Source organism: Pseudoalteromonas sp. 3D05 (genome assembly GCF_002723455.1).
GTDB lineage: Bacteria > Pseudomonadota > Gammaproteobacteria > Enterobacterales > Alteromonadaceae > Pseudoalteromonas.
In genome coordinates this window covers 102,540-124,955 of the sequence record NZ_PDUS01000001.1, presented here as the reverse complement: position 1 = coordinate 124,955, position 22,416 = coordinate 102,540, and the positions used below count along the sequence as shown (strand labels likewise).

The 22,416-nt window shown below is 39.3% G+C and carries 24 protein-coding genes; 14 read left to right on the top strand and 10 right to left on the bottom strand.

Going from position 1 to position 22,416, the window contains the following annotated elements; genetic code table 11:
• Nucleotides 1-10: 10 nt before the first annotated feature.
• The gene (locus tag CSC79_RS00575; protein WP_099292901.1) at nucleotides 11-241 is read right to left on the bottom strand and encodes a hypothetical protein; all 231 of its coding nucleotides are present in this window, start codon (nucleotides 239-241) and stop codon (nucleotides 11-13) included.
• A 487-nt stretch (nucleotides 242-728) separates the two neighbouring features.
• Between CSC79_RS00575 and CSC79_RS00570 the strand changes: the two genes are divergently transcribed.
• Both CSC79_RS00570 and CSC79_RS00565 read left to right on the top strand, forming a co-directional pair.
• Nucleotides 729-1,418, top strand: a complete 690-nt coding sequence (locus tag CSC79_RS00570) for an alpha/beta hydrolase (protein ID WP_237113931.1) — start codon at nucleotides 729-731, stop codon at nucleotides 1,416-1,418.
• A 9-nt stretch (nucleotides 1,419-1,427) separates the two neighbouring features.
• Complete coding sequence (locus tag CSC79_RS00565) at nucleotides 1,428-2,441, top strand: acyltransferase (protein ID WP_099292899.1); 1,014 nt, start codon at nucleotides 1,428-1,430, stop codon at nucleotides 2,439-2,441.
• A gap of 65 nt (nucleotides 2,442-2,506) precedes the next feature.
• Here CSC79_RS00565 and CSC79_RS00560 read toward each other — a convergent pair whose 3' ends face one another.
• Entirely contained in the window at nucleotides 2,507-3,517 is a 1,011-nt protein-coding gene (locus CSC79_RS00560; protein ID WP_099292897.1) for a zinc-binding alcohol dehydrogenase family protein, read from the bottom strand.
• 88 nt (nucleotides 3,518-3,605) lie between these two features.
• A complete protein-coding gene (locus CSC79_RS00555; protein WP_099292895.1) occupies nucleotides 3,606-4,043 on the bottom strand; it encodes a MarR family transcriptional regulator in 438 nt (145 codons plus the stop codon).
• Between the two features lie 121 nt (nucleotides 4,044-4,164).
• On the opposite strand from CSC79_RS00555, the gene CSC79_RS00550 reads away from it, so the two are divergent.
• From CSC79_RS00550 to CSC79_RS00535, 4 genes are all read left to right on the top strand, one after another.
• Nucleotides 4,165-4,593, top strand: a complete 429-nt coding sequence (locus CSC79_RS00550) for an organic hydroperoxide resistance protein (RefSeq protein ID WP_099292893.1) — start codon at nucleotides 4,165-4,167, stop codon at nucleotides 4,591-4,593.
• Between the two features lie 187 nt (nucleotides 4,594-4,780).
• Nucleotides 4,781-6,901 (top strand): methyl-accepting chemotaxis protein, encoded by a 2,121-nt coding sequence (locus CSC79_RS00545; protein ID WP_099292891.1) that lies wholly within the window; start codon nucleotides 4,781-4,783, stop codon nucleotides 6,899-6,901.
• A 277-nt stretch (nucleotides 6,902-7,178) separates the two neighbouring features.
• A complete protein-coding gene (locus tag CSC79_RS00540; protein WP_099292889.1) occupies nucleotides 7,179-7,628 on the top strand; it encodes a hypothetical protein in 450 nt (149 codons plus the stop codon).
• 99 nt (nucleotides 7,629-7,727) lie between these two features.
• Nucleotides 7,728-8,168, top strand: coding sequence for a hypothetical protein (locus CSC79_RS00535; RefSeq protein WP_143483804.1), 441 nt, complete (start codon nucleotides 7,728-7,730; stop codon nucleotides 8,166-8,168).
• Nucleotides 8,169-8,364: 196 nt separating this feature from the next.
• Here CSC79_RS00535 and CSC79_RS00530 read toward each other — a convergent pair whose 3' ends face one another.
• A complete protein-coding gene (locus CSC79_RS00530) occupies nucleotides 8,365-8,952 on the bottom strand; it encodes a TetR/AcrR family transcriptional regulator (protein ID WP_099292874.1) in 588 nt (195 codons plus the stop codon).
• A 109-nt stretch (nucleotides 8,953-9,061) separates the two neighbouring features.
• Here CSC79_RS00530 and CSC79_RS00525 point away from each other — a divergent pair, with 109 nt between their 5' ends.
• On the top strand, nucleotides 9,062-9,604 hold the full coding sequence (locus tag CSC79_RS00525; protein ID WP_099292872.1) for a carboxymuconolactone decarboxylase family protein: 543 nt from the start codon (nucleotides 9,062-9,064) through the stop codon (nucleotides 9,602-9,604).
• Between the two features lie 43 nt (nucleotides 9,605-9,647).
• Here the strand turns inward: CSC79_RS00525 and CSC79_RS00520 are convergent, their stop codons facing one another.
• Entirely contained in the window at nucleotides 9,648-10,178 is a 531-nt protein-coding gene (locus tag CSC79_RS00520; RefSeq protein WP_099292870.1) for a hypothetical protein, read from the bottom strand.
• Between the two features lie 44 nt (nucleotides 10,179-10,222).
• Here CSC79_RS00520 and CSC79_RS00515 point away from each other — a divergent pair, with 44 nt between their 5' ends.
• Nucleotides 10,223-10,585 (top strand): DUF1294 domain-containing protein, encoded by a 363-nt coding sequence (locus CSC79_RS00515; protein WP_099292868.1) that lies wholly within the window; start codon nucleotides 10,223-10,225, stop codon nucleotides 10,583-10,585.
• 45 nt (nucleotides 10,586-10,630) lie between these two features.
• On the top strand, nucleotides 10,631-11,821 hold the full coding sequence (locus CSC79_RS00510) for an iron-containing alcohol dehydrogenase (RefSeq protein WP_099292866.1): 1,191 nt from the start codon (nucleotides 10,631-10,633) through the stop codon (nucleotides 11,819-11,821).
• Nucleotides 11,822-11,851: 30 nt separating this feature from the next.
• On the opposite strand, the gene CSC79_RS00505 is transcribed toward CSC79_RS00510, so the two are convergent.
• From CSC79_RS00505 to soxR, 3 genes are all read right to left on the bottom strand, one after another.
• A complete protein-coding gene (locus CSC79_RS00505; protein WP_099292860.1) occupies nucleotides 11,852-12,937 on the bottom strand; it encodes a rhomboid family intramembrane serine protease in 1,086 nt (361 codons plus the stop codon).
• Nucleotides 12,927-13,565 carry a hypothetical protein gene (locus CSC79_RS00500; RefSeq protein ID WP_099292859.1) on the bottom strand — a complete coding sequence of 213 codons (639 nt, stop codon included), beginning with the start codon at nucleotides 13,563-13,565 and terminating at the stop codon, nucleotides 12,927-12,929. Before CSC79_RS00500 ends, CSC79_RS00505 begins: the two co-directional genes overlap by 11 nt.
• 179 nt (nucleotides 13,566-13,744) lie before the next feature.
• Nucleotides 13,745-14,209, bottom strand: coding sequence for a redox-sensitive transcriptional activator SoxR (soxR, locus tag CSC79_RS00495; protein WP_099292858.1), 465 nt, complete (start codon nucleotides 14,207-14,209; stop codon nucleotides 13,745-13,747).
• 101 nt (nucleotides 14,210-14,310) lie between these two features.
• Between soxR and CSC79_RS00490 the strand changes: the two genes are divergently transcribed.
• The 3 genes from CSC79_RS00490 to CSC79_RS00480 are packed head-to-tail and all read left to right on the top strand — an operon-like array spanning nucleotide 14,311 to nucleotide 15,953.
• On the top strand, nucleotides 14,311-14,775 hold the full coding sequence (locus CSC79_RS00490; protein ID WP_099292857.1) for an NAD(P)H-dependent oxidoreductase: 465 nt from the start codon (nucleotides 14,311-14,313) through the stop codon (nucleotides 14,773-14,775).
• Nucleotides 14,776-14,826: 51 nt separating this feature from the next.
• The gene (locus CSC79_RS00485; protein ID WP_099292856.1) at nucleotides 14,827-15,351 is read left to right on the top strand and encodes a DsrE family protein; all 525 of its coding nucleotides are present in this window, start codon (nucleotides 14,827-14,829) and stop codon (nucleotides 15,349-15,351) included.
• A 2-nt stretch (nucleotides 15,352-15,353) separates the two neighbouring features.
• A complete protein-coding gene (locus CSC79_RS00480) occupies nucleotides 15,354-15,953 on the top strand; it encodes a GDSL-type esterase/lipase family protein (RefSeq protein WP_099292854.1) in 600 nt (199 codons plus the stop codon).
• Here CSC79_RS00480 and CSC79_RS00475 read toward each other — a convergent pair.
• Nucleotides 15,950-16,654: a LytTR family DNA-binding domain-containing protein gene (locus CSC79_RS00475; protein ID WP_237113930.1), complete on the bottom strand. Its 705-nt coding sequence runs from the start codon at nucleotides 16,652-16,654 to the stop codon at nucleotides 15,950-15,952. The genes CSC79_RS00480 and CSC79_RS00475 overlap by 4 nt on opposite strands.
• Nucleotides 16,624-18,123, bottom strand: coding sequence for a histidine kinase (locus CSC79_RS00470; RefSeq protein WP_099292850.1), 1,500 nt, complete (start codon nucleotides 18,121-18,123; stop codon nucleotides 16,624-16,626). Before CSC79_RS00470 ends, CSC79_RS00475 begins: the two co-directional genes overlap by 31 nt.
• A gap of 226 nt (nucleotides 18,124-18,349) precedes the next feature.
• Between CSC79_RS00470 and CSC79_RS00465 the strand changes: the two genes are divergently transcribed.
• Together CSC79_RS00465 and CSC79_RS00460 are read left to right on the top strand one after the other, a co-directional pair.
• Nucleotides 18,350-19,222: an ABC transporter ATP-binding protein gene (locus CSC79_RS00465; RefSeq protein WP_099292848.1), complete on the top strand. Its 873-nt coding sequence runs from the start codon at nucleotides 18,350-18,352 to the stop codon at nucleotides 19,220-19,222.
• Nucleotides 19,213-22,362, top strand: a complete 3,150-nt coding sequence (locus CSC79_RS00460; RefSeq protein ID WP_099292846.1) for a M1 family aminopeptidase — start codon at nucleotides 19,213-19,215, stop codon at nucleotides 22,360-22,362. The genes CSC79_RS00465 and CSC79_RS00460 overlap by 10 nt, the downstream gene beginning before the upstream one ends.
• Nucleotides 22,363-22,416 lie beyond the last annotated feature (54 nt).

Sequence of the window (22,416 nt, the reverse complement as noted above, 5' to 3'; positions counted from 1 at the left end):
ACGTTTTTGATCAATTTAAATTAGCTAATTCTAGTTCTACAGTTTGCAATGTTTGCTGTAAACGCTTTTGTACTGCGATTAAGTACGCTTTTTGTTTGGTATTTTTAGCTTGTTGTTGGCGTAAAGCTTTATAAATGACACGTTTTGGTAAATCATACTGCTCTGCCGCTTCAGTAATCGTTAGTTGATAACCACTGAGTTTTTGCAGCACTTCATCCAGATGAGGGGCGTTATTTAACATATCGACGCTCCTTTTCAGCTGTTGTATGTGTATCGTTTGCCTCATGTACATGCCAAACGCTTATATCTAAGCGCCATAATAGATACAGAGTGTGGTAAAAATTGGTCATAGCTCGTGCTCCCTGTAGAAGAGGTGTAATTTCGCATGTTATGTAGCCTAGCTACCTACTTTTTAAAAATTAAAATTTTTAAAAAGACTTATCATTACCAATGAAAGATCCATGCCAGCCGACAAGTTAATTTTACTATTTTAAAATCAATGGTTTATTTTATTTTAAATAATCATCAAACAACAGAAGCACTAAAACGGTGAAACTTTTTATGTTGTTGCACTTTGCTGGCGCAATAAAGATGAAGGTAAGGACCGTGTTATTGAGTTCAGAGCCAAATTTGCAAATAAGTAATTAGGTAGTAATCGCCTATTGGTAAAAAAGCTTGGTTAGGGTATTGTTTTATAATTAATTTTATAAATTTCAGAGTGTGTTTTTATGGCTTTTGATGCCCGTTCGGCTATCACCATGTTTTGGATGAGTATTAGGCTACTGTTTGTTGTATTTTTTCCTTCATCGCTCTTTGCGGCAGACGTGTACGAGCAATTTCCTGACAAGATAGAAAGATCGCAAAAATACGTATTTTATTCTCATGGCCTAATTGTTGAAGGCACTAACCCGACACCTGTTAATGCTCGGTGGGGGAAGTATGAATTTCCAATGATAAAAAAAGCCTTGGCAGATGCTGATTATAATCTGATTGCATATCACAGGGCTAAAAATACCGAGCCTAAAGCGTTTGCCCAAAAACTAGAAAACGATGTTCGTTTGCTCATCGCACAAGGGGTTTCTGCGAGTAATATTTCACTGATTGGCTTTTCTCGTGGTGGTGCGATTACTATCGAGGCATCAAATTTGTTAGCAAATGAGAAGGTAAACTTTATTCTTTTGGCAGCTTGTGGCCGCTATGTGGGTAATCAACCCAGCTTAAAAATGTACGGCAATGTTTTATCAATTTACGAAACCTCGGATGAGGTGGGTTCTTGTCAGTTTTTGATTGATCGTAGTAAACAGGTTGCACATTTTACTGAAATTGCGATAAGTACATCGAAAGAGCACGGGGCTTTTTATACTCCAATACCGCAGTGGGTTGACCCCGTTAAAAAATGGCTAAAAGATGCAAAGTAAGGAGCAGTTTTGCAAATCAGAAAATTAAATTCACTGCGGGGACTCGCTGCAATTATTGTTTTTATTACCCATTTTAGTGATATCACTCAATGGTTTGATGGCGCATTAGGCGGTGGTTCAGGTGCTTACGGTGTGATGCTGTTTTTTATGTTAAGTGGCTTTTTAATGTCGCACCTGTACTCACAAAAAGCGTTCAATAAAGCAACCGTAATGCATTACTTTTTGGCTCGTGCAGGCAGGGTAGTGCCATTATATTTAGTGGTTGTATTGGGCTCTTATATTTTTACCTTGTTAGAACTCCCTCTGCTATATGACATTTCTGGCGTCAACGTGTTAATTGGCCACCTGTTATTTTTACATGGCGAGAGTGTGTTGTGGTCAATACCACCTGAGGTGCATTTTTATTTTGTTTTTATTATATTTTGGATGCTTGCTAAAAATCGGCAGGGGTATATTTATATTGTTATCATTGCAGTCATGATTTTATTATTTTTGACTAATTTTCCCAGAATAAGTGGTGAGGTTAATAGCATCCCTTACAATGTATTCAACACCATTAGGAGCTTACCTTACTTTTTTATAGGTGTTATTTTGGGGCTAAATTATTCAACGTTAACAATCCCTAATTACTTGAAAAGCCATGGCTTTGTAATAACACTTTGCTTAATCCCTTTACTTTACCCTGCTTTTTCACCCGTAACGAGTGATGCCAAATACAGAATGTGGCTGAGCTATGAAGTACTTTTTGTAATGGCGAGTGTGTTTTTTGCCATTGTATTTTTAGTACCGGATAACAATCGAATATTAGCTAATAGGGTAGGTGATTTATTAGGTAAGATTTCATATTCATTATACTTACTGCATATGCCAGTTATTTTATTGGTCAATAACCTGGCTGTGTCAGTCGAGAGCAAGTTATTTATTTCTCTGGTTGCAAGTATAGCAATCGCCTTTGTATCGTATACTTATTTTGAAAAGCCAGTAGCAAACTTAATTCGAAACAAAAGAGCAGCTAACCTGTAGTGTGAGCAGTAAAGCGAATGCCTCAGTGGTTGAGGCATTATAAGTAATAAATTAAAAAAGCTGCCTTAAAACCCTTCTAGGACAAGTTTTCCGCGTGACTGATAGGATTCTAAAATTTGGTGCGCTTTTACTAAATTCTCAACGCTGATTTTTCCTAGATGTTGGCCTAAAGTCGTTTTAATGGTGCCATTATCAACTAACTCTGCTAATTCAGTAAGTAGCTGATGTTGCGCAATCATGTCGTCGGTTTGATACATCGAACGGGTATACATAAACTCCCAGTGAAGTGAAATACTCTTACGTTTTAATTTTAAAATATCAAAGCTGGCAGGATCGTCTATTAACGCTAACTTTCCTTGTGGTTTAATAACATTAATAATTTCATCAAGGTGCTGATCTGTATGCGTTAAGCTAATTACATAGTCAAACTCATCCATGTTACGTTGAGTGCGTTGCTCATCTAGGCTTTGTGTGTGATCAAGTACTTCGTCTACACCCAACTTATTTAGCCAAGCAACACTTTGCGCGCGTGATGCTGTAGCCACAACGGTTAAATTAGTAAGCTGCTTTGCTAGTTGCACTAAAATAGAGCCTACACCTCCTGCTGCACCAATGACCAAAAGTGATGCCGGTTTTGCCGACTGACTCTTTGAAATTTGAAGACGATCAAACAGAAGTTCCCATGCAGTAATACTTGTTAAAGGAAGAGCCGCAGCTTCTGGGTTGCTCAAGGTGCTAGGGGCGCGGCCGACAATTCGCTCGTCAACAAGCTGTAACTCAGCATTACTGCCTTGGCGGGTTAAATCGCCAGCGTAGTAAACACGATCGCCTACGTTAAATAAAGTTACTTTATCGCCAACGGCTTTAACTGTGCCCACAGCATCCCAACCAATTACTTTATAGCCTTGTTCAGAAGATACATTAGCACGAATTTTTGCATCAACAGGGTTCACTGAAATGGCTGATACTTCAACTAATATATCATGGCCGTGTGCCTCTGGTGTGGGAAGCTCAATCGCTTGAAATGACTCAGGTGTGAGTGTTTTAGTTGCTTGTGTATAACCAAATGCTTTCATGTTTACTCCGATAAGTTAACGTTATGGCGTTACTATAACGCAGTTCTCATAGATAAAAAGTCCCGCTAGATAGAATGACATTCAAAAATTATTGGCTAATTAAATCATTATTCAACTTATCGAGTAAGGTTATTAGCTGCGCGGCTTCTTGTTCAGAAATTGAAGGAAACTTACAGCGGACTTGCATTGGAATTTCTGCTGCTTTATGTTGCAGTTCATGCCCAGCTTGTTGCAGTTTTACTAACCTTTTTCGCTTATCTTGGTCATCATTTACAATTTTAAGCAGCTGTTTATCCGTCATCTTTTTTAATATTTGAGTCATAGCACCGCCATCAATGGCTGTTTTTTCAAGCAGCGTGTTAATACTAATATTATCTTTTTCCCACAGCGCCATCATTACAACATATTGCGGATAAGTAAGATCAAGCGCGAGTAACGCTTCTCGGTAAGCACGAACAATGCCGTTTGACGCCATGTATAAGCGATGACAAATTTGATTATCTAACTTTAATTGTGAAAATTTCATACTGACTCAAAGTGTAATGTATTACTGGTATTTTAATTTGCACACAAAGTATTTGCAATGTTGGATTTTTAATTCTATTATTTTGTATGCAAAATAAATCAATCAACTTAAAGAGGCATTCATGAAAGAATTACAAAGCGTAGCGTATACGGCAAAAGCAGCGGCAACAGGTGGACGTGAAGGCACGGCAAAATCAGATGATGGTCGCCTAGATGTTGCTTTATCAACACCAAAAGGCTTGGGTGGAGATGATGGTAGAGGTACTAACCCAGAGCAATTATTTGCAGCGGGCTATGCAGCATGCTTCATTGGTGCATTAAAACTTGTTGCAGGACAAGCAAAAATCAAACTACCAGCAGACACGCGTATTGATTCAGAAGTATCTATAGGCCCAATCGAAGGTGGTTTTGGTATTGCTGTTAAGCTTGCGGTTTATGTTGGTGATGTGGATAAAGACACAGCCAACGCACTTGTTAATAAAGCGCATGAGGTGTGCCCATATTCAAATGCAACTCGCGATAACATAGCCGTGGAACTTTCGGTTATCTAATTTATTTAGTGCCTATCAACCAAGTAAGTTATTAGGTTGGTAGGCTTGTCTTTACACTCATTATTCATATCACTATTACTTATCAAGAATTGCCATGTTAATCACGTTTTTTCAATAATATGCTGTAACTTTTCATAATTAGACTAAACTCAAAACAGCAGTTTAATTAAGGGTTAGGAATAGGCGAATGCAGCAATTAGCATTATCTAAAAAGTTACTTTGGATAACCGTGGGAAGTATCTTTATTACCGTTTTTGTTTTATCGAGTATTTTGTGGTGGGAATTATCAAATAGTAATAAAGATTTATCTGCTGATTCAAGAAAACTAATTGTTGCTGAGGTAGAAGAAAAACTCATCGCTAACGCTTCATCGTATGGGGAGCGAATTGCAGGGTTTATCAATGAGTCATACCGAGTGCCGTTTTCATTCGCAGCAATACTCGGTGATGAAAAAGCGGCAAGCACATTAAGCCGCGAGTCTGTGGTTGCGTTGAACGAGTCACTACTTAAGAAAAACACAAATATTTCATCAATTTACTCGCAATTTGAAGCGAATGGCTTTGATGGCAATGACGATCAATATCAATCAGGCTTTAAACATTCAGTTGCCGGTGAAGGCACGCTAGAAGTGTATTTTACACGTAGTCGTGATGGTGTGATTGAACAGCAAGTTGTTGAAGATATTAATGAAAAGTACTTAACTAAACTTAATGAGTTTGGCCAACGAGAAGCTGAGTGGTATTTATGCGCTAAAGACACAAAACAGCCCTGCATTATGGAACCCTACCTGTATGAAATATCGCCGGGATATTCTGAGATGATGACATCCCTTGTTGTGCCAGTTATGAGAAATGGCAAATTTATTGGAATTACAGGGGTTGATTTAACATTACCGGTTTTTCAAACCATGACTGAGCAGCTTTCAAAAGAGCTCTACAATGGTAAAGCGAGAGTGACCTTACTGAGCTCGTTAGATTTAATTGTTGGTAGCAGTCATTACAAAGATAAACTAGGGCGTCCGCTTAAAGAAGCGACGTCTACAAGTTTAGCAACCAGTTTTGACCGTCTGAAACAAGACAGTGGCATTCATAAAGTAAACGATGATTATTTAGTTAACTACCCAATTTCCATTAAGTTAGCGGGTAAACAATGGAATTTACTGATTGAAGTACCTACAGAGCTTGCATTATTAGGCCCGCAAGCATTGGCAGACACCATGGATAAAAACGCCAATACACTAGGTGGTATTATTCTAGTTACAGGCATTATTATCGCTGTAGTTGCCTTCATAATAATGACTCTTGTTATCAAAAGTATTATTGCGCCACTGCAACAAATTCAAATGCGTGTAGATAATTTAGCGAGCTCAGAAGGTGACTTAACGCAAACATTAACCGTTGAATCTCACGCTGAATTAATTGCTCTTGCTGACGGTTTTAATGCTTTTTTAGCCAAACTACGTGATTTAATCGCCCAACTAAAAGATGTGTCAGGGCAAACTAAACTACAGGCACAAACAGCGGCGCATGTTGCTGTTGATACTAAACAAAATGTGCAGGCTCAGTTTCAAGAGATTGAAAGTGTTGTAACAGCAATGAATGAAATGAGTGCCACTGCACTTGAAGTAGCGCGTGCATCTGAGCAATCAGCCCAGCAAGCAGACGAAATAAACTCGTTAGTAAATAGCAGTGAATCTAGCTTGTCGTCTGCGGTCACCCAAGTGAAAACCATGTCTGATGAAATTAAACAGGCCAATCAAGCCGTTGAAAAGGTAGCGGCGCGCAGTAATGACATTACACAAATATTAGATGTTATTCGTACAATTTCAGAACAAACTAACTTACTTGCGCTTAACGCAGCTATTGAGGCTGCTCGAGCTGGTGAGCAAGGACGAGGTTTCGCTGTTGTTGCCGATGAGGTTAGGGCGCTGGCATCAAAAACCCGTGCTTCAACCGATGACATCAGCGGTTTAATAGACAGCTTGCAACTCGAAGTAGGTAATGCCTCTACAGTAATTGAGAAAGGCGTTGTCAGAGCGCAAACGGCTGTGGATGAAACCACTGTGGCATTTGATGCATTACACAGTGTAGTGACTAAAGTTGAAGATATTACCGGGCAGATAACACATATAGCAACAGCTGCCGAAGAGCAAAGCTCTGTCACAGAAGAGATTAACCGGAATCTTACTTTGATTTCGGATGCTGCGTCACAACTAGCGGAACTTTCAACTCAAGCTGGCGATGGCAGCCAAATGCTAAATCAATTAGTTGCTCAGCAAGATGATGAGTTGAATAAGTTAAAAACCTGATAATAGATTTAAACGCTGCTATACCAAGCGAGTGGTTAAGGTATAGTGGCGCTATTTTGTTCTGAAAAGCAGTTATGAGTAACGACAAAAAGCACCTGTCATACCTTCCAAAGCACAATTTAAAGCAACAGCAAATCCTCTTTTTATTTTATGTAGAATCAAAGTAACTGATTGAACTAAAATAGGAACTCGGCTATTGTTGATTCACCAATAAAAATAGTTTAGACGAGTTAATCTACAGGCCCGTTATGTTTTCATTTTAGGAAGGAGTCAACGGATGAAGCAGAGTTTTATTTTTGGTGCGGTATTAACCTTTCTTGGTAGCTTACTTCATATAGCAATAATAATTGGTGGACCAGATTGGTATTTAGCTTCAGGAGCAGGTGAAAGTTTAGCTAAACAAGCTGAATCAGGCTCTTTGTATCCAGCTTTTGTAGGTTCAATTTTAGTGTGTATTTTTTTAGGTTGGTCTATATACGCACTTTCTGGTGCAGGTATAATTCGTAAACTTCCATTTTTAAAGTTATTCCTAATATTAATTGCTGCCTTATGTATAATCAGAGGCACGTACGGCTTTTTCATCCCAGTGCTATTTGATAGTCCATACGTTGTAAATTTAGGAGTTTGGTTTTGGGTATCAAGCTCAGTTGTATGGTTAGCAATCGGTTTATCTTACGCTGCTGGTATCAAATTAAACTGGTCATATATCAGTGCAGTAAAAACATAACGACTTGCAAACTCGGCTGTAATATCGATATCACGGAGAGATAAAATTAGTAAACTAATCACAAAAGAACGCAAGCTACTGCTGGTTTTGGGTATATCAGTGCTTCTTGCAATTTTTGTCGTTAAATGGGCAAATGTAGATAGTCCTGTTTATAGACCGCTTATTCAAGATATGCGCTTGGTTGACTCAGTTAAAATCGCAGATGTTTTAGAACAAGAGCGCATTGATTACTACGCCGACGTGAAGAATCATATGCTTTACGTAAACCAAGAGCAGTCAGAATTAGCTCGTGTTTCGCTAGCGAAAATCGGTATTGTTATTGAGTACCCAGAAATTACTAAACACACTGACCTGAATAAAGCTTATGATGAATTCATCAAACAGAAGAAACGAGAAGTAGAAACAGGAAATGTATGGCAAAGACCTTGGTTCTTTAAACTGGTTAAATTGGTTATGGGAGCACTCGTAATTATTATTTTAATTCTCGCTGTCGTTCGCCCAGCTTTAAAGTCAATAATTTATGACAGAGACGAAAAGTAGTTATAAAACATATAAGCCTTAACTCTGTTAGTAGGCACTCGTATTATTTTTGACCGTCAATTCTAAATCAATAAACACATTTGTTTACTTGTTCTGTCGATGCGGCTGTTTGGCCAGTAGCTTACGACAATCATTCACCTTCTCAGTTTGCAGAAGCATGTTTTTTTGAGTTAAGTTTTTTATGCTGCTATTGCACTTAAAGTTGTTTGAGAGATGCAAACATCTGATCAATTAATGATGATGCCAGTGCTTGTGTGTCTGGGCGATTTAAATAGCTTCGCAATCCGGTAAATTGTATTTGAAAGTAACGGGCATATTCTAGTGCGCTCAAGTCTGTACTAAGCTCATTTTGGTGCTGTGCTTGTTTAAAGAGTGTCGTTAAAAAAGCCTCAAATTCATTGGCTAAATCAACACTTAAAACCTTCAATGCAGGTTCATTTTGCGTAAATTCGTTATTTGCTTTTATTAACATACATAACCTACTCGGGGCGCAATCAGCGTCCTCAATAAGCACTCTTGTTACAAAGCTTGCTAAACCGTCTAGCACGCAATTGTGTTCATTTATTGCTTGCGAGAGTTGGCCTTCCATTAATTGTGCATAGTCTTTAAGTGCCTCGCAATACAACCCTTCTTTAGAGCCAAACGCAGCATATATGCTGCCGGGGCGCATGTTCGTTGCATTTTGTAAGTCACGTGTAGAGGTTGCATTAAAGCCTTTTTGCCAAAACAATTGACCCGCAGTTCGCACCACTTCATTACGTTCGAACTTTAATTTGTTAGCCATAGTTAAAACCTATTTTGAACACTTGCTCAATTTTAACTTGAGCGATCGCTCAAAATCAAATAGTATACTCATGAACTTTCTTAAACACTTTATTATTTGGAGTATTAAAATGGCAGAATTTACATTACATACAGAGCAAACTGCACCTGACGCTGCGAAACCACTTATTGCTAATTCGAAAACTGCATTTGGTATGCTGCCAAACTTGCATGCTGTGATGGCAGAAGCGCCAACTTTGTTAGAGGGGTATCAGGTTCTGCATGAACTGTTTCAAAACACATCATTTAATGCTGAGGAGTTAACGGTTGTATGGCAAACGATTAACGTTGAGCATAATTGTCACTATTGCGTACCAGCACACAGTGCAATTGCTGCAAGTATGAAAGTTGACCCGGCAATTGTTGATGCGCTAGTAAATAAAACACCATTGGCAGATAAAAAGTTAGAAACATTACGAGAAACAACCTTGGCAATGACACAAAACCGCGGTGTTATAAGTGATGAGCAAATAGAGGCGTTTTTCGCTGTGGGTTATGCGCAACAGCAATTATTAGAAATTGTTGTCGGTTTATCGCAAAAAGTTATGAGCAATTATACAAATCACCTTGCAAAAACACCTATTGATGAGCCTTTTAAAGCGTTCGTTAAATGATTGAATTGAGTACGCAGACATGTTCTGCGTACTCAACACTTTATTATTTAAATTTTACTTTTTTATCACTGCGGGTATAAACTCGTTGCTCAGGTTTAGTCCACTCACCCTTTTTTAGGTATGAAGTAAGTACAGTAAACTTGTTATCTTTGTATTCGCTGGTTGATTTTACTTTGGTGATACCTTCTTTTGAGCCTGTGACTGTTTCGTAAGCGACAAATTTGCTCTGAGAAAGCACACTCATTGTTCCTTTAGTGTAAAAGCCCGCGGTGGTGAAATAGTAAAATACTAAAGACTGTTCTTTACTGTCCCAAAAGATCATTGATTCGCCTCCATACACTCCTTCATTGATTGAGTGTGATGTACGAATCGCCATGCCGTTTAGCGCTCGTTCCCATTTACTTACATCTTGAATGGCTGGTTTGTCTTTTTCTACTTCAAAATCAGCTTGCCATGTACCTAGATAGGGCGCGAATACTTGTAGTTCTTTGGCTAAGTTTTTATGTTCTTCAGCACTTATAACAGGCGCCATAAATACGGTTAGAAATAGTAAAATTGTTTTTATATATGACATAATTAGCTCTAGTTATTATCAATTATTCTAGTATAGGTCACGGCTTGTTAATTAAAAAATTTTTAATCACTTTCTCGGTGGGTTTTTTAGCCACACTCTTGGTCGGAAGCTTACTGGGTTATTGGCCCCATATAGTTGTAGGTGGCTATGCATTAATGAGTATGATTACGCTATTGGTTTATAAATGGGATAAGCGTTTAGCTTCCAATCCTTCAACGCAAATGATGCGAGTTCCTGAACGAAGCTTACATATTTTAGCACTAGCATGTGGTTGGCCTGGCGCACTTATAGCGCAGCAGTGGTTTAGGCATAAATCAAAAAAACGTGCGTTCATATTTGGGCTATGGGTCACTATTTTTATAAATTGTGGTCTGTTAGGTTACCTTTATTACTGGCAATATCGTTAAATTGATGCAATATTGAATTTACATTTAATATGATAAGTTATTGAAATGACATTTTTTTACCGCTGCTATCATTTTATTTTACAGTGTATTATTACTTTTATTGGTATACCCAATCCACGTTTGTACACAGGCTACAGTGGTTTTGAGCAATGGTTAAAAACCTGGGATAAAAAAGCGCCATTACTGGTTGTCAGTGATGAGACATTATTTAACTTAGGGGTGCTTGAGCATACGTTAGCACTTATTGATAAGCATAAAGTATCATGGCATTTATACATTGATGTTTCGCCAAACCCAACCATTGATAATGTTGAAAATGGATTATCTTTGTACCACGAAAAACAATGTGCAGGCCTTGTTGCCATAGGTGGTGGATCAGTACTGGATTGTGCAAAAATGATTGCGGTTCGTTCTGTTAAACCTAAAAAGTCTATCAAACAATTAAAAGGCTTGTTTAAAGTTTTGAAGAAACTGCCGCCACTTTGCGCGATCCCTACAACGGCAGGCACGGGCTCTGAAACTACAGTTGCAGCGGTGATCAATGATCCTAAAGCGCAAACAAAATACGCAATAACTGATTTTTGTTTAGTCCCCAGTGATGCCGTTTTAATTGCGCCATTGACTCAAAGTGTACCTAACTTTATTACTGCAGCAACGGGTGTGGATGCGTTAACGCATGCAATTGAATCCTACATTGGTAAAATTGGCACAGACTTTAGCAATCAAAAAGCATTAGATGCGATTAAACTTATCTTCAATAATCTACCTACGGTATTTAATCAAGGTGATAACTTAGTGGCGCGTGAAAATATGTTACTTGCATCTTTCTATGCGGGCCAAGCATTTACGAGGGCTTCTGTGGGTTATGTGCATGCGATAGCACATCAGTTTGGAGCACGTTATGGCACGGCGCATGGTTTAGCTAATAGTGTATCACTGATGCCTGTATTAACGCTTTATGGTGAAAAAATTCACCCTCAACTTGCAGCTATTGGAGACTTTTGTGAGTTAACACACGCTGGGCAAAGCACGCAGGAGAAAGCAAAAATAGTGCTCAAAACAATAGAGCAACTATTGCTCGAGCTGGAAATTCCTAATACATTAGCAGAAATACGTGCTACAGATGTTAGTGAGTTGGCAACGGCTGCGATGAAAGAAGCACATCCAGATTACCCCGTTCCCGCGTTTATGAGTCACACTGAATGTGAGGCGATTATTAGCCAACTCATCGAATGAAAGTAGCCTTCATGATGAAGGCTATATCCATTAGCGTTTTAACTGAGCTTCAGGTTGGTTTAGCAACCGAATGATTGGGTTTTTTTGATTAATTTTGGTTTTAAGTAAGTAACCGATGATTAAACCTGCAATAAAACCACCCAAATGGGCTCCATAATCAACACCATCTGGTGCTGATAACATACCAAATATGTTAATACCTAACCAAATCACAAAGAACCAAACTGCTGAGAGTTTCTTTTGATAAATAATGATCATAAACGTTAAACTTGCATGCCTAAACCACATTAAATACATGCCAAATAACCCAGCTATCGCACCACTTGCACCAACGCTTGGTATCGTTGAGTTTGGGTGAACGGCAAAGCTGGCAAACGACGCTGCTAAACCGCATATCATATACCACATTAAAAACTTTTTATGACCTAGAACATCTTCAAGGTTATCGCCAATTATATAAAGGAAGTACATATTTCCGACTAAGTGCATGATGGAGCCATGCAAGAAAACACAGGTGATCACCGTCCATAAATGTTCACCCTGTGAAATTTTACTGGGGTTCATAGCAAACATGTCGAGTGTAGCCATAAAGGTGTCGCTATTAAAAAAGTACAATGCAAAAATGATTGCATTAATCACGATTAAGCCACGTGTAACCCACGGTGTTTGTTTTGGCTTTAGGTTATATTCAACCGGCATTTGCGTTAGAAACTGGAAAAGATATGTTTTCCAGCTTATTTTTTTATTCAACTCGTCTAAACTTGCTTTTAGTTTAGGGCTATTTTCTACACTTTCTAATTGATCTTTTTCAATCCAACTACCGTCACAATGGCGGCATACATCAATTTCTGTATGAAAATCTTCAAGTAAGTGAAAGCGCTCAAGGTTTTTTTTGCAATCGGGGCAATCTAATTGTGAGATACCCAATGACTGGCCAAAATGAGTTTCATATTTTTCACCTATTGGCCCATCATTTATTTCTGTAATCATGCGATTTACTTCGTTTTTTTCAAACCATAAACCACCACATTTTCGGCAAAGATCTATCTCTTCACCTTGGTAATAGGTTGTTTCTAAAGCTATATCTTTACAGTGAGGGCAAGCTTTACTTGGCATTATCAGTCTCCTTGAGTGCGCCAATAATAATGTCGTTTTGTTTTAGTTGTTGTTGTAATTTTAATGCGCTTTGCTGAAGCTTTGGTAAAGTTTGTAGTTCAATCATATCTGCTATTTTAATGAGTTCGATTGATGCTTGACGTGCAGACATCTGGCGTTTGAGGGCTGCTTCAATGACAAAATTGGCGCGACTATAAAAACGGCGTACTTGTGTTAAAAATACGCTAGGAGTTTCGAGCGTGGTTGGCGAATATTGCATTGTTTGCCAAATGTATTTCTCGAGTGTTGGCTTGTGGTATTGCATCTCTGAACTGGATGGGCTTTTAGCTAGGCGCTCGGCGTAAGCACGTATATTTATTGCATTATCTTTAACTTCATCGAATAGCGAGGTGCGTAGGTAGAAATTGTCTTCCATTTTGCTAAAAGTGTCGAACTTAAGCGCTTGTTGCAAACCACTTTGCGCGGCAAGGTAAACGCCAAAAATAGTTGAAAGCACTAAAAAGGCTTGGTTTAACCAAAATCCCGTACTTTTTAATTCTTTATTATCAACAGTTTTCAGTGCTTGAACTAATTTGGGCTTGCTTGCTGATTCATTTGGTTTATTCACTGCTTCATCAGTGGGTTCCATAAATGTCCTTATTATGAGCTTCCTTTTTGAGCGCGGTAGAGTACGTTAATTTGTATAAATTAACAACAGCCTATGTTGTTTTACATCATTTAATTTTATCCTCGCACCTAAGAACATTAAGTTTTTTAGGTTTTAGTGAGCGTGTTTTTTATACCTGCTGCCACGCATTACTCTATTTTCTATGTGTTTTTTTCTAATAGCACCGCACCACTTTGGTTTTCACCTAGGTAGTCGTCTTTATTATAAATAGGGCATTTTTCCATCGATAAACAGCCACAGCCAATGCAGCCATCAACGCGTTCGCGTAGGCGCTGCATAAACGCAATGCGTTCATCAAGTTGCGTTTGCCATTGTTTAGACAGTGCTGACCAGTCTTTTTTTGTAGGCGTGCGCTCGTCGGGTAATGTGGCAAGCGTCTGTTTTACTTCTTCCAGTGTTATCCCCATGGCTTGAGCTGCTTTTATAACCGCAATGCGGCGCAGTACATCTGGTTTGTAGCGGCGTTGATTGCCGTTGTTGCGCCAGCTGCGTATCAGTCCTTTGGTTTCGTAAAAGTGTAGCGTTGACACTTTTACACCACTGCGTTTGGCAACATAGCCCACTGTTAAGTTAGCTTCGGTGAGCTTTTTTTGTTGTACGGTCATCGGTATGCGTCCTGTTTGCAAAAATATGGTTATTGCTTATTGACCTTAACTTAACTTGAGGTTTTAAGCTTTGCTCCATCATAAAAAAAGGAGTGATGCAAATGCAAGAAAAATCAACGAATACCACAGCCATAATTTTTTCAAGTGCGCGTAAATCAGGTAACACCAGTACACAAGTCAACAATTATATAGCTAAGGAAGGCGGGCAAGGCTTTTGCATCGATGACTTTGTTATCACGCCTTATCGTTATGACAAAAACTACCCAGAAGATGACTTTTATACATTGTTTGAACAGTTACTTACCTTTGAGCATTGGGTAATTGCGTCACCTATTTATTGGTATAACACCACGCCACAAATGAAAGCGTTTATGGATAGAATTACCGATTACATGGATGATGAAACGCTAAAACCTAAGCTAAGAACCTTACGCCAAAAACAGTTTTCTATTTTGTCTAATGCAGCATCACCTTCTGCACCTGACGCATTTTTGGATATGTTTAAACATACATTTAATTATTTAGGGATGACGTTTAAAGCGCATTCGCATGTTCAGGCTAGTTAATTACTTTAAATAGCGTTAGGGTAGGCTAAACCAAAAATAAAAGGGTCACTTATGAAAACATCACTTTTAGGCTTCAGCCTGCTTTTAGCTAGCTTCAGTAATTTGGCAGCAGAGCCTGCGCCTGTCATTAAAGACTATGGTTATTTTTATAATGTGCCAAGCCATGTGTCAGATTTGAGCCAAGCGCAGTTTAAAATTGCCTTTGATGTAGGTGAGGGTGCTGAAAAGGGCGCGCAAAATAATCATATTAATTCGCTAGCGCGCTTTATCAATATGCATGTGGCTCACGGAGTAAAACCAGAAAACATTCAGCTTGCATTAGTGGTACACGGTGGCGCCAGTGTTGATGTGCTTGAAAACAGCGTTTATAAAGCGCGTTTTAACAAAGATAATAAAACCGAATCTTTAATTAAACAGCTACTTGCTAATAACACGCAGGTATATGTTTGTGGGCAGTCGGCAACCCATATGAAAGTGGCGGCTGAGCAACTCATTCCTGGAGTGAAAATGGCGCTTTCAGCAATGACCGCCCACGCCCAGTTACAGCAAAAAGGCTATACGCTGAACCCATTTTAAACATGAATATTCTTTGTTTTGGCGACTCCAATACCTTTGGTACATCACCCGTTGATGGAAAGCGGCTGCCTGCGCATGAACGCTGGCCGGGCATATTGGCAGAGCTGTTGGGTACAGAGCACCTCGTTATTGAAGCTGGGCAGCCTAATCGTACCTTGGTGAACCACCCGCCATTTAGCGGTGATAAATCAGGCGTAAAGTATTTAAAACCTTACCTTGAAGTGCACACCGTTGATGTTGTTATTATTCAACTCGGTACTAATGATTTAAAAGCCCGTATTGCACTGTCTGCTATCGATATTAGCAAAGTGCTTGAGGAGTTGATTTTAGCCATTAAAGCCTTTTATCATTGTAAAACAATACCAAAGATAATCATTATAAGCCCGCCCAAGGTTCATGAAGTGGGAAGTTATAAAAGCATTTACGCAGGTGCAAGTAAAAAAGCTGAACAATTATCTATTGAATTTAAAGCCGTCGCTGATCGCCACGCATGTGTGTTTATCGATGGCTTTTCACTTATTGCTGCTTGTGAAAGTGAGGGGGTACATTGGCCGTATAAGGAGCATGTTTGCCTTGCAAAGCAGTTACACCCTATAGTTTAAAGTAGGGTGCGAGAGAGCTCTTTATATGATTTGCCAATTTTAACAACAGCCCCCGTAGTTAGTTCAACATACTCATGATTAACCGCAGTCACTTTGTTTTTATTAATTAAATACGACTTATGAATTTGTATAAATGTACCTGCTAGTTGTTCATTCAGTTGCTTAAGCGTTGTTGTGGCAAGGGTAAAAGAGTCAGCTTGATGTAACTTTACATAATTACCGTAAGCTTCAATATATTCAATGGTGTCTAACGCGAATTTTCGCTTTTCTCGGTCTACTTTAAGCGTTATATCTTTGGACTGGTGCTCTAGAGGTAGTGCACGTTGACACACTTTGCTGAGAGCTTGCTTTAGCCTTGGCGCTGAAACGGGTTTGAGCAAGTAGTCTGTAACATTTAAATCAAAGCCAGCTAAAGCATACTCTTGATAGGCACTATTAATAGTTACTTGCGGCGGGTTAGCGAGCGCCTTTAATAGCTCTAGCCCTGTTAACTCTGGCATATTAATGTCAAGAAACACTAAATCAATGCCTGGTTTGGCAAGCACACATAAGGCGTCCTTAGCGCTATAGTATTGGCCTACCACATTTATATTGGGGTGTGCTGTTAAATGATGCAGTAGCACTTGGTGCGCCAATGGCTCGTCATCAACAATGATGGCTTTTATCATTTTTACAGCTCCAAGGTCAGTATTGTCTGCCACATTGCATCCTGCTCACGGGTTATTAGTGAATGTTTATTAGGGTATAAAAGTTGTAGTCTTTTTTGTAAATTAACGAGCCCCATCCCATGTTCTTTTTTTACTACTCGAGCGGGTATTGGGTTGGTGCAATAAAGCGTTAAAACATTGTCATTGATTGTTATTTCAATTGATACGTGTGTTTTGTCGCTCGCGGGCTCAACCCCATGTTTTATGGCATTTTCAACAATAATAATCAACAGCAGCGGTGTGATTTTGAGGTCGTCACAATTGTGCGGCCAAACAAGGTTAAACTTACACTTATTCGCACTTCTTATTTTTTGTAATTCAATAAAATTCTTAAGGTAGTCTAGCTCTTTTTCTAGTGGCACGGATGACTTTTGCCCTTCATACACTGTGTAGCGTAGTAAGTCTGCTAAATGTAGCACTAACTGTGGGGCTTGTTCTGATTTTGTCAGCGTAAGTGCATATAAATTATTTAATGTATTAAATAAAAAATGAGGGTTAACTTGTTGTTGGAGTAATTTTAGTTCGGTTTGAGTTTGCTGTTTAGCGACTTCATTTAACTTGCTGTGTTGCTGTTGACGCTCAAACGCCAAAATAATCGGGGTACTTATAACAAGAAAAAGCAGCATAAACTGATAATTAAACTTACTAAAAATATTTTGATCACCACTTGGTGTGAGGTTAGCAACGCCGTGGGGTAAGTCATTAATGGGTAACGATAGAACGGCAGCTATCAACAAAGGTGTTAATACCAGCATTACAATAACGCAAACGGCTACAAACAAAAATACGCCGTGAACAGCAAGCAAGTGGCGAATGAGAAAGTATCGGTTAAATAAATATAACCCGTAAACAATTGCAGTATAAACGCCTAGTTGCCAAAAATAAGTGATAAATTGACCAAACTGCGAGACGATTTTACTTGGGTCAAAAATTAAATCAAATGGTTGATTTAATAGTGGGTCTTCATGTGTATTAAGTACCCCAGCCATTAGAAAACACCAGCCCAAAAGAGTGAGTAACACTACATTATCCAATGATATTAATGAACTTAGTCGTCTGCTAATGAGTGAAGGCTGAGTGGCAACACGTTGAGATATCAGCCATGTTAGGCTTGCTGCCGTACATAAGGCCCAGCCTTGTGGGGCAAGATAGTGCCAATGAGCAAATTGTGGAAGCAGCACACCGAGCGCGTATATCAAGATAGGGTAAGCAATAAAACCTAACAGCCAGCTCATTAAGGCTAGTCTTAATGGCTGTTGAAATGCGATTGCATGGGCGATTAAAAAAGGCAGGCATACTAAAAGAAGTTGCAGGTTTATTTGTAAGTAAAGCGGTGTTGAGCTGAGCCTTAACGATAGAAAGCGAATATGGGCTTCAAGTAAAATGGCAGCCAATAACGGCAATAAGGCAATGACATATTTTACCTTAATCCGTTGTGATAAAAAGGAAATAACCACCTGCACATTTCACCTAAATATAATTTTTACTTCACACTACTTTACCCTTTAAACATTATTAACACATCTTTACGTTGCTAAAAAACCACAAATAATGATGAAAGTAAGGTTTTTAATGATGAGCAGCCAATCGTTACTCTTATCCCTTAGTTATAGGCTTTGATCATTACTTGCTACCTGATCTGGAAGGTGTTGCTTAATGTGACTATTCGTCAATTAAGGAACGCAATAGATGCTGACACTTACAAATTTAAATAAAAAATACCCAGATGGCACGCACGCTTTAAATGATGTGTCGGTTCATTTGCCTGCTGGCATGGTTGGTTTACTTGGACCAAATGGGGCGGGTAAATCAAGTTTAATGCGCACCCTAGCGTGTTTGCAAAGTGTGGATAATGGTCAGGTAAATTTTGATGGCTTAAATGTGCTGCAACATCCCGAACAGATGCGCAAACAACTGGGCTATTTACCACAACAATTTGGCGTTTATCCAAATATGAGTTGTGTTGCATTACTGGAACATATTGCAACGTTAAAGGGACTCAATAAAAAAGATCGAAAGCAGCAAATAGATGAGCTTTTGACACTGTTAAATTTATCTTCGTTTGCAAACAAAAAGGTGAGCCATTTTTCGGGTGGGATGAAACAACGCTTTGGTATTGCACAAGCGTTGTTAGGCTCTCCTAAACTGATTATTTTAGATGAACCAACCGCAGGGCTTGACCCTGCTGAGCGCGAAAGTCTCAATAATTTATTGGTGACGATTAGTAAACAACGCTTAGTGCTGTTATCTACTCACATCGTAGAAGACATAGAAAATCAGTGTCACTTTGTTGCAATGATTAACCAAGGCCAGCTAATTCAAAGTGGTGAAGTAGCCGCTCTAATCAAGCCATTGCATGGATGTGTATGGCTGCTAGACACCCTGCCTAGTGAACTGCCACAAGAGAGCTTTGTACTAAGCAAAAGTTATCGGTACGGCAAACCTTCATTTCGTGTTTATGCTACATCGACCCCTGCTGAAAGTGCGATACCCGCAGAAGCGACACTGCAAGATAGCTATTTTTATGAATTGAAAGCAAGAGGGTGTCACACATGTTATTGATCAATGAACTGCGTTACATCACTCGTCAGCCTCTGCTTTGGTTGTGCTTTTTAGCAGCACCTTTGTTTGCGTATACATTGTCAGCAGGGTTAGCTGTTGAAGGAAGCGATGCGATAAACCAGTTAAAGCTGCACCTAGTTGCCCTACAAATGATGCAACTAGCTTTACTGACAGGCGCGCTTGCACCGACAATTTTTTTACGTGATCAAATACACAATATGCACGAGCTTGTAGCAGCGACTCCTATTACTTTTAGAAAGCGAGCTTGGTTACGTTTGAGCGCTTTGGTGATGTGTGTGTTTGCGATTGCGTTTATTAGCATGCTGGTGGTTGTAACACAGTTACTCAGTAACGGGTTTGACTGGCATATTATTAATCTACTGTTTGTTAATAGCCTTTTTATGTTGTTTCCTAATGCGTGTTTGCTCAGTGTCATTGCCCTGTGGTTTTGTCAAAAGTTCAGCAGTGCTTTGGTGAATTATGTTGTATTTGCAGTTTTATGGATTGGCTACTTACTACTTGCAAGTGTTACTGGTAACCCAATACTGGCGGGCAGTAGTATTATTAATGAAACTAGCTATCAACTGTTTATATGGTTAGACCCTTTCGCATACACCGCGATTATAGCTAGCTTTAGTGAACCACAAGGCTGGATTGTCGCTTTTAATCGGGTGCTGATATTATTACTCACAAGTCTTATTTATTTTAGCGCTGTTGCAAGTAATCAGTCTAACTTGTTTAATAAGCCAGTAAAAAATGCAGTGAGCAAGCTACAACACGTTAAAGTAGCAAATGCCTCGTACCGACCTGCGGCTGCACAAAGTCATGGTCTAGCGATATTTATCACATTTTATAAAGTCGCGCTTTTCAATGTGTTAAAGCATCCAATAACATGGATCGTTTTATTCGCTTGTCCAGTCATGTTGTTTAATAGCGTAGCCTCTTCTGCTGCTTATGCAGAGCCATTGAGTGTAATCAATGCAACAACCAGTATCGATGCAATTAGTCACTATGCATTTGATATGCAAATACTGTTTGGGTGTTTGCTGATGGTGCTTTGGAGCTGGCAAATCAGTTGTTATGCACGGCGCTTTAATATGGCTGAGCTAATCGCAGCAACACCTATCAAAACGAACACAATTTTATATAGTCAATTATTGGTATTGGCTACTCTGGTTATTACTTTTTCAACAATGAGTTTTGTGGGAGCCTCTTTAGCGCAGTGGTTTATTGATAGCCAATATGACGCTTACGACCATGTATATGTTTTGTGTTTAACGTCACTGCCCCTGATGCTAATTGGCTGGGTAACGGTATGTGTATTTAATATTTGTCGCTCAACACTGGTTGCAGGAGCAATCGTTTTTGTGATGCTGTTGCTAAAATTTACTCCCGTTATGACTTATTTAGGACTCACACACACATTTTGGAGCCTAGCTTGGGCGCCATTGCAGCCACCGAGTGAGTTTTGGGGTTATCGGGCAAGTATCAGCAGTTATTGGCCTTATATGCGGGTGTGGTTGCTGGCCGGTATAAGTTTTATATTGCTAACGTGTGTATTTAGTCATCGCGGTACGGGGCTGGATAGGCGTGCAGTTGTGCGAAAAGATGCATGGCTAATAATGCCAGTGTTGCTCTGCGTTGGTTTATTTGTGCAATTACACCTACGTTTAGTTGATGAAAAGCCCCTTACCAATTCACATAAGCGTGAAGCGTTTAAAGCCAATTATGAAAAGAACTTTGTAGATTGGCAGCATAAGTTGCAACCACAAGTTAGCCATCTTGATGCAAAAATTGATTTTTATCCGCAGCAGCAGTTTGTTAAGTTTGATCTAACGTACACCTTAAAAAATCGTCATCCAACGGCTATTAAGCAAATTTTAGTTGGCAGGGCTGGGTTTTATAAATGGGCGGATGTAAAGATTGCTGGCGCAAGCCAAATTGCGTTTTACCCTGAGTTAAATCAAGCTGTGTATGAGTTTGATGTTGCATTAAAGCCACGTGAAACACGGCAATTAACAACACACTTTGAGGTTCATCAAAGAACCTTGTGGCCTGCTGGTGGGCATCAAATAATTACGCCTGAATTTAGTTATATTCGTGCGGTTCCTGCGTTGCCAACCATTGGCTATCAAGTTAATTATGAGCTTACCGATACACAGTTACGCGCTCAATATGGTTTGCAACAAAAGGCACGGCCATTAGCTTCAACATTATTTAATGAGCAGAATAAAAGGCCTAAACACTATGAGCGTATCACGATGTCGAGCAAAATATCAACGGCAGCGGGGTATCATGTTGTGACGCAGGGCAAGCAAATAGCGCATCAACGTGAACGGGAACGTGAGATATTTGAGTTTAAAACATTAACTGAAATTAATAACTTACCAGCTTGGCTAACCGTGCCTTTTACTGCAGAAACCAAAAAGCATGATGATGTTACCTTACAAGTTCTTGTAAAAAAACAACAGCTGATTGAGCGCTCAGATGCAATTGCCGTTAACTTTCATGCAATGATAGACACACTTGATTGGTTTAAAAATAATGTTGTTGCTTACAAACCAAAGCAATTGAGCATAATTGCGGCCCCATCCTTTGGGGGCACAGGGTATGCCTTGCCACAAATAATATTAATTGAAGATACCGTTGGTTTTAGGGCACGACCAAGCGATGATGCCGGTTTTGATCAGCGTTATCGCCGTGCAGTGCATGAAACCGCTCATCAATGGTTTGGCCATGATATAGGCAATAGCGTGCCTGCTGACAGTGCGTTTTTAGTTGAATCGATGGCAAAATATATCGAATTAGTGGTGATAGAAAAACGCTACGGTAAAGCCGCTATGAATGCATTAGTTGAGTATGAAACAAAACGTTACAAGCAAGCATCACGTATGGATATTACCGCCCAAATGGCGTTAATTGATTCAACAAAAAACTACGATCAATACTCAAAAGCCACTATCGCATTTGCAAAATTAAGGAAAGAAATAGGCGATGAAGCGATAATTAAGGCACTTAACTCAGTATGGGAAAATCATGCTCACCCTAATAGCCCTGCAACTTCAATGGACTTTATTCTTACATTGAAAGAGCAAGTTGAACCACAAGATAGTAGGTTAATAGATGAATTGATTTTGTAAAATTGCGTAAAGGGTGCGCGCCGCAAAAGAAAAATACTCGCTTATCTTTAAATA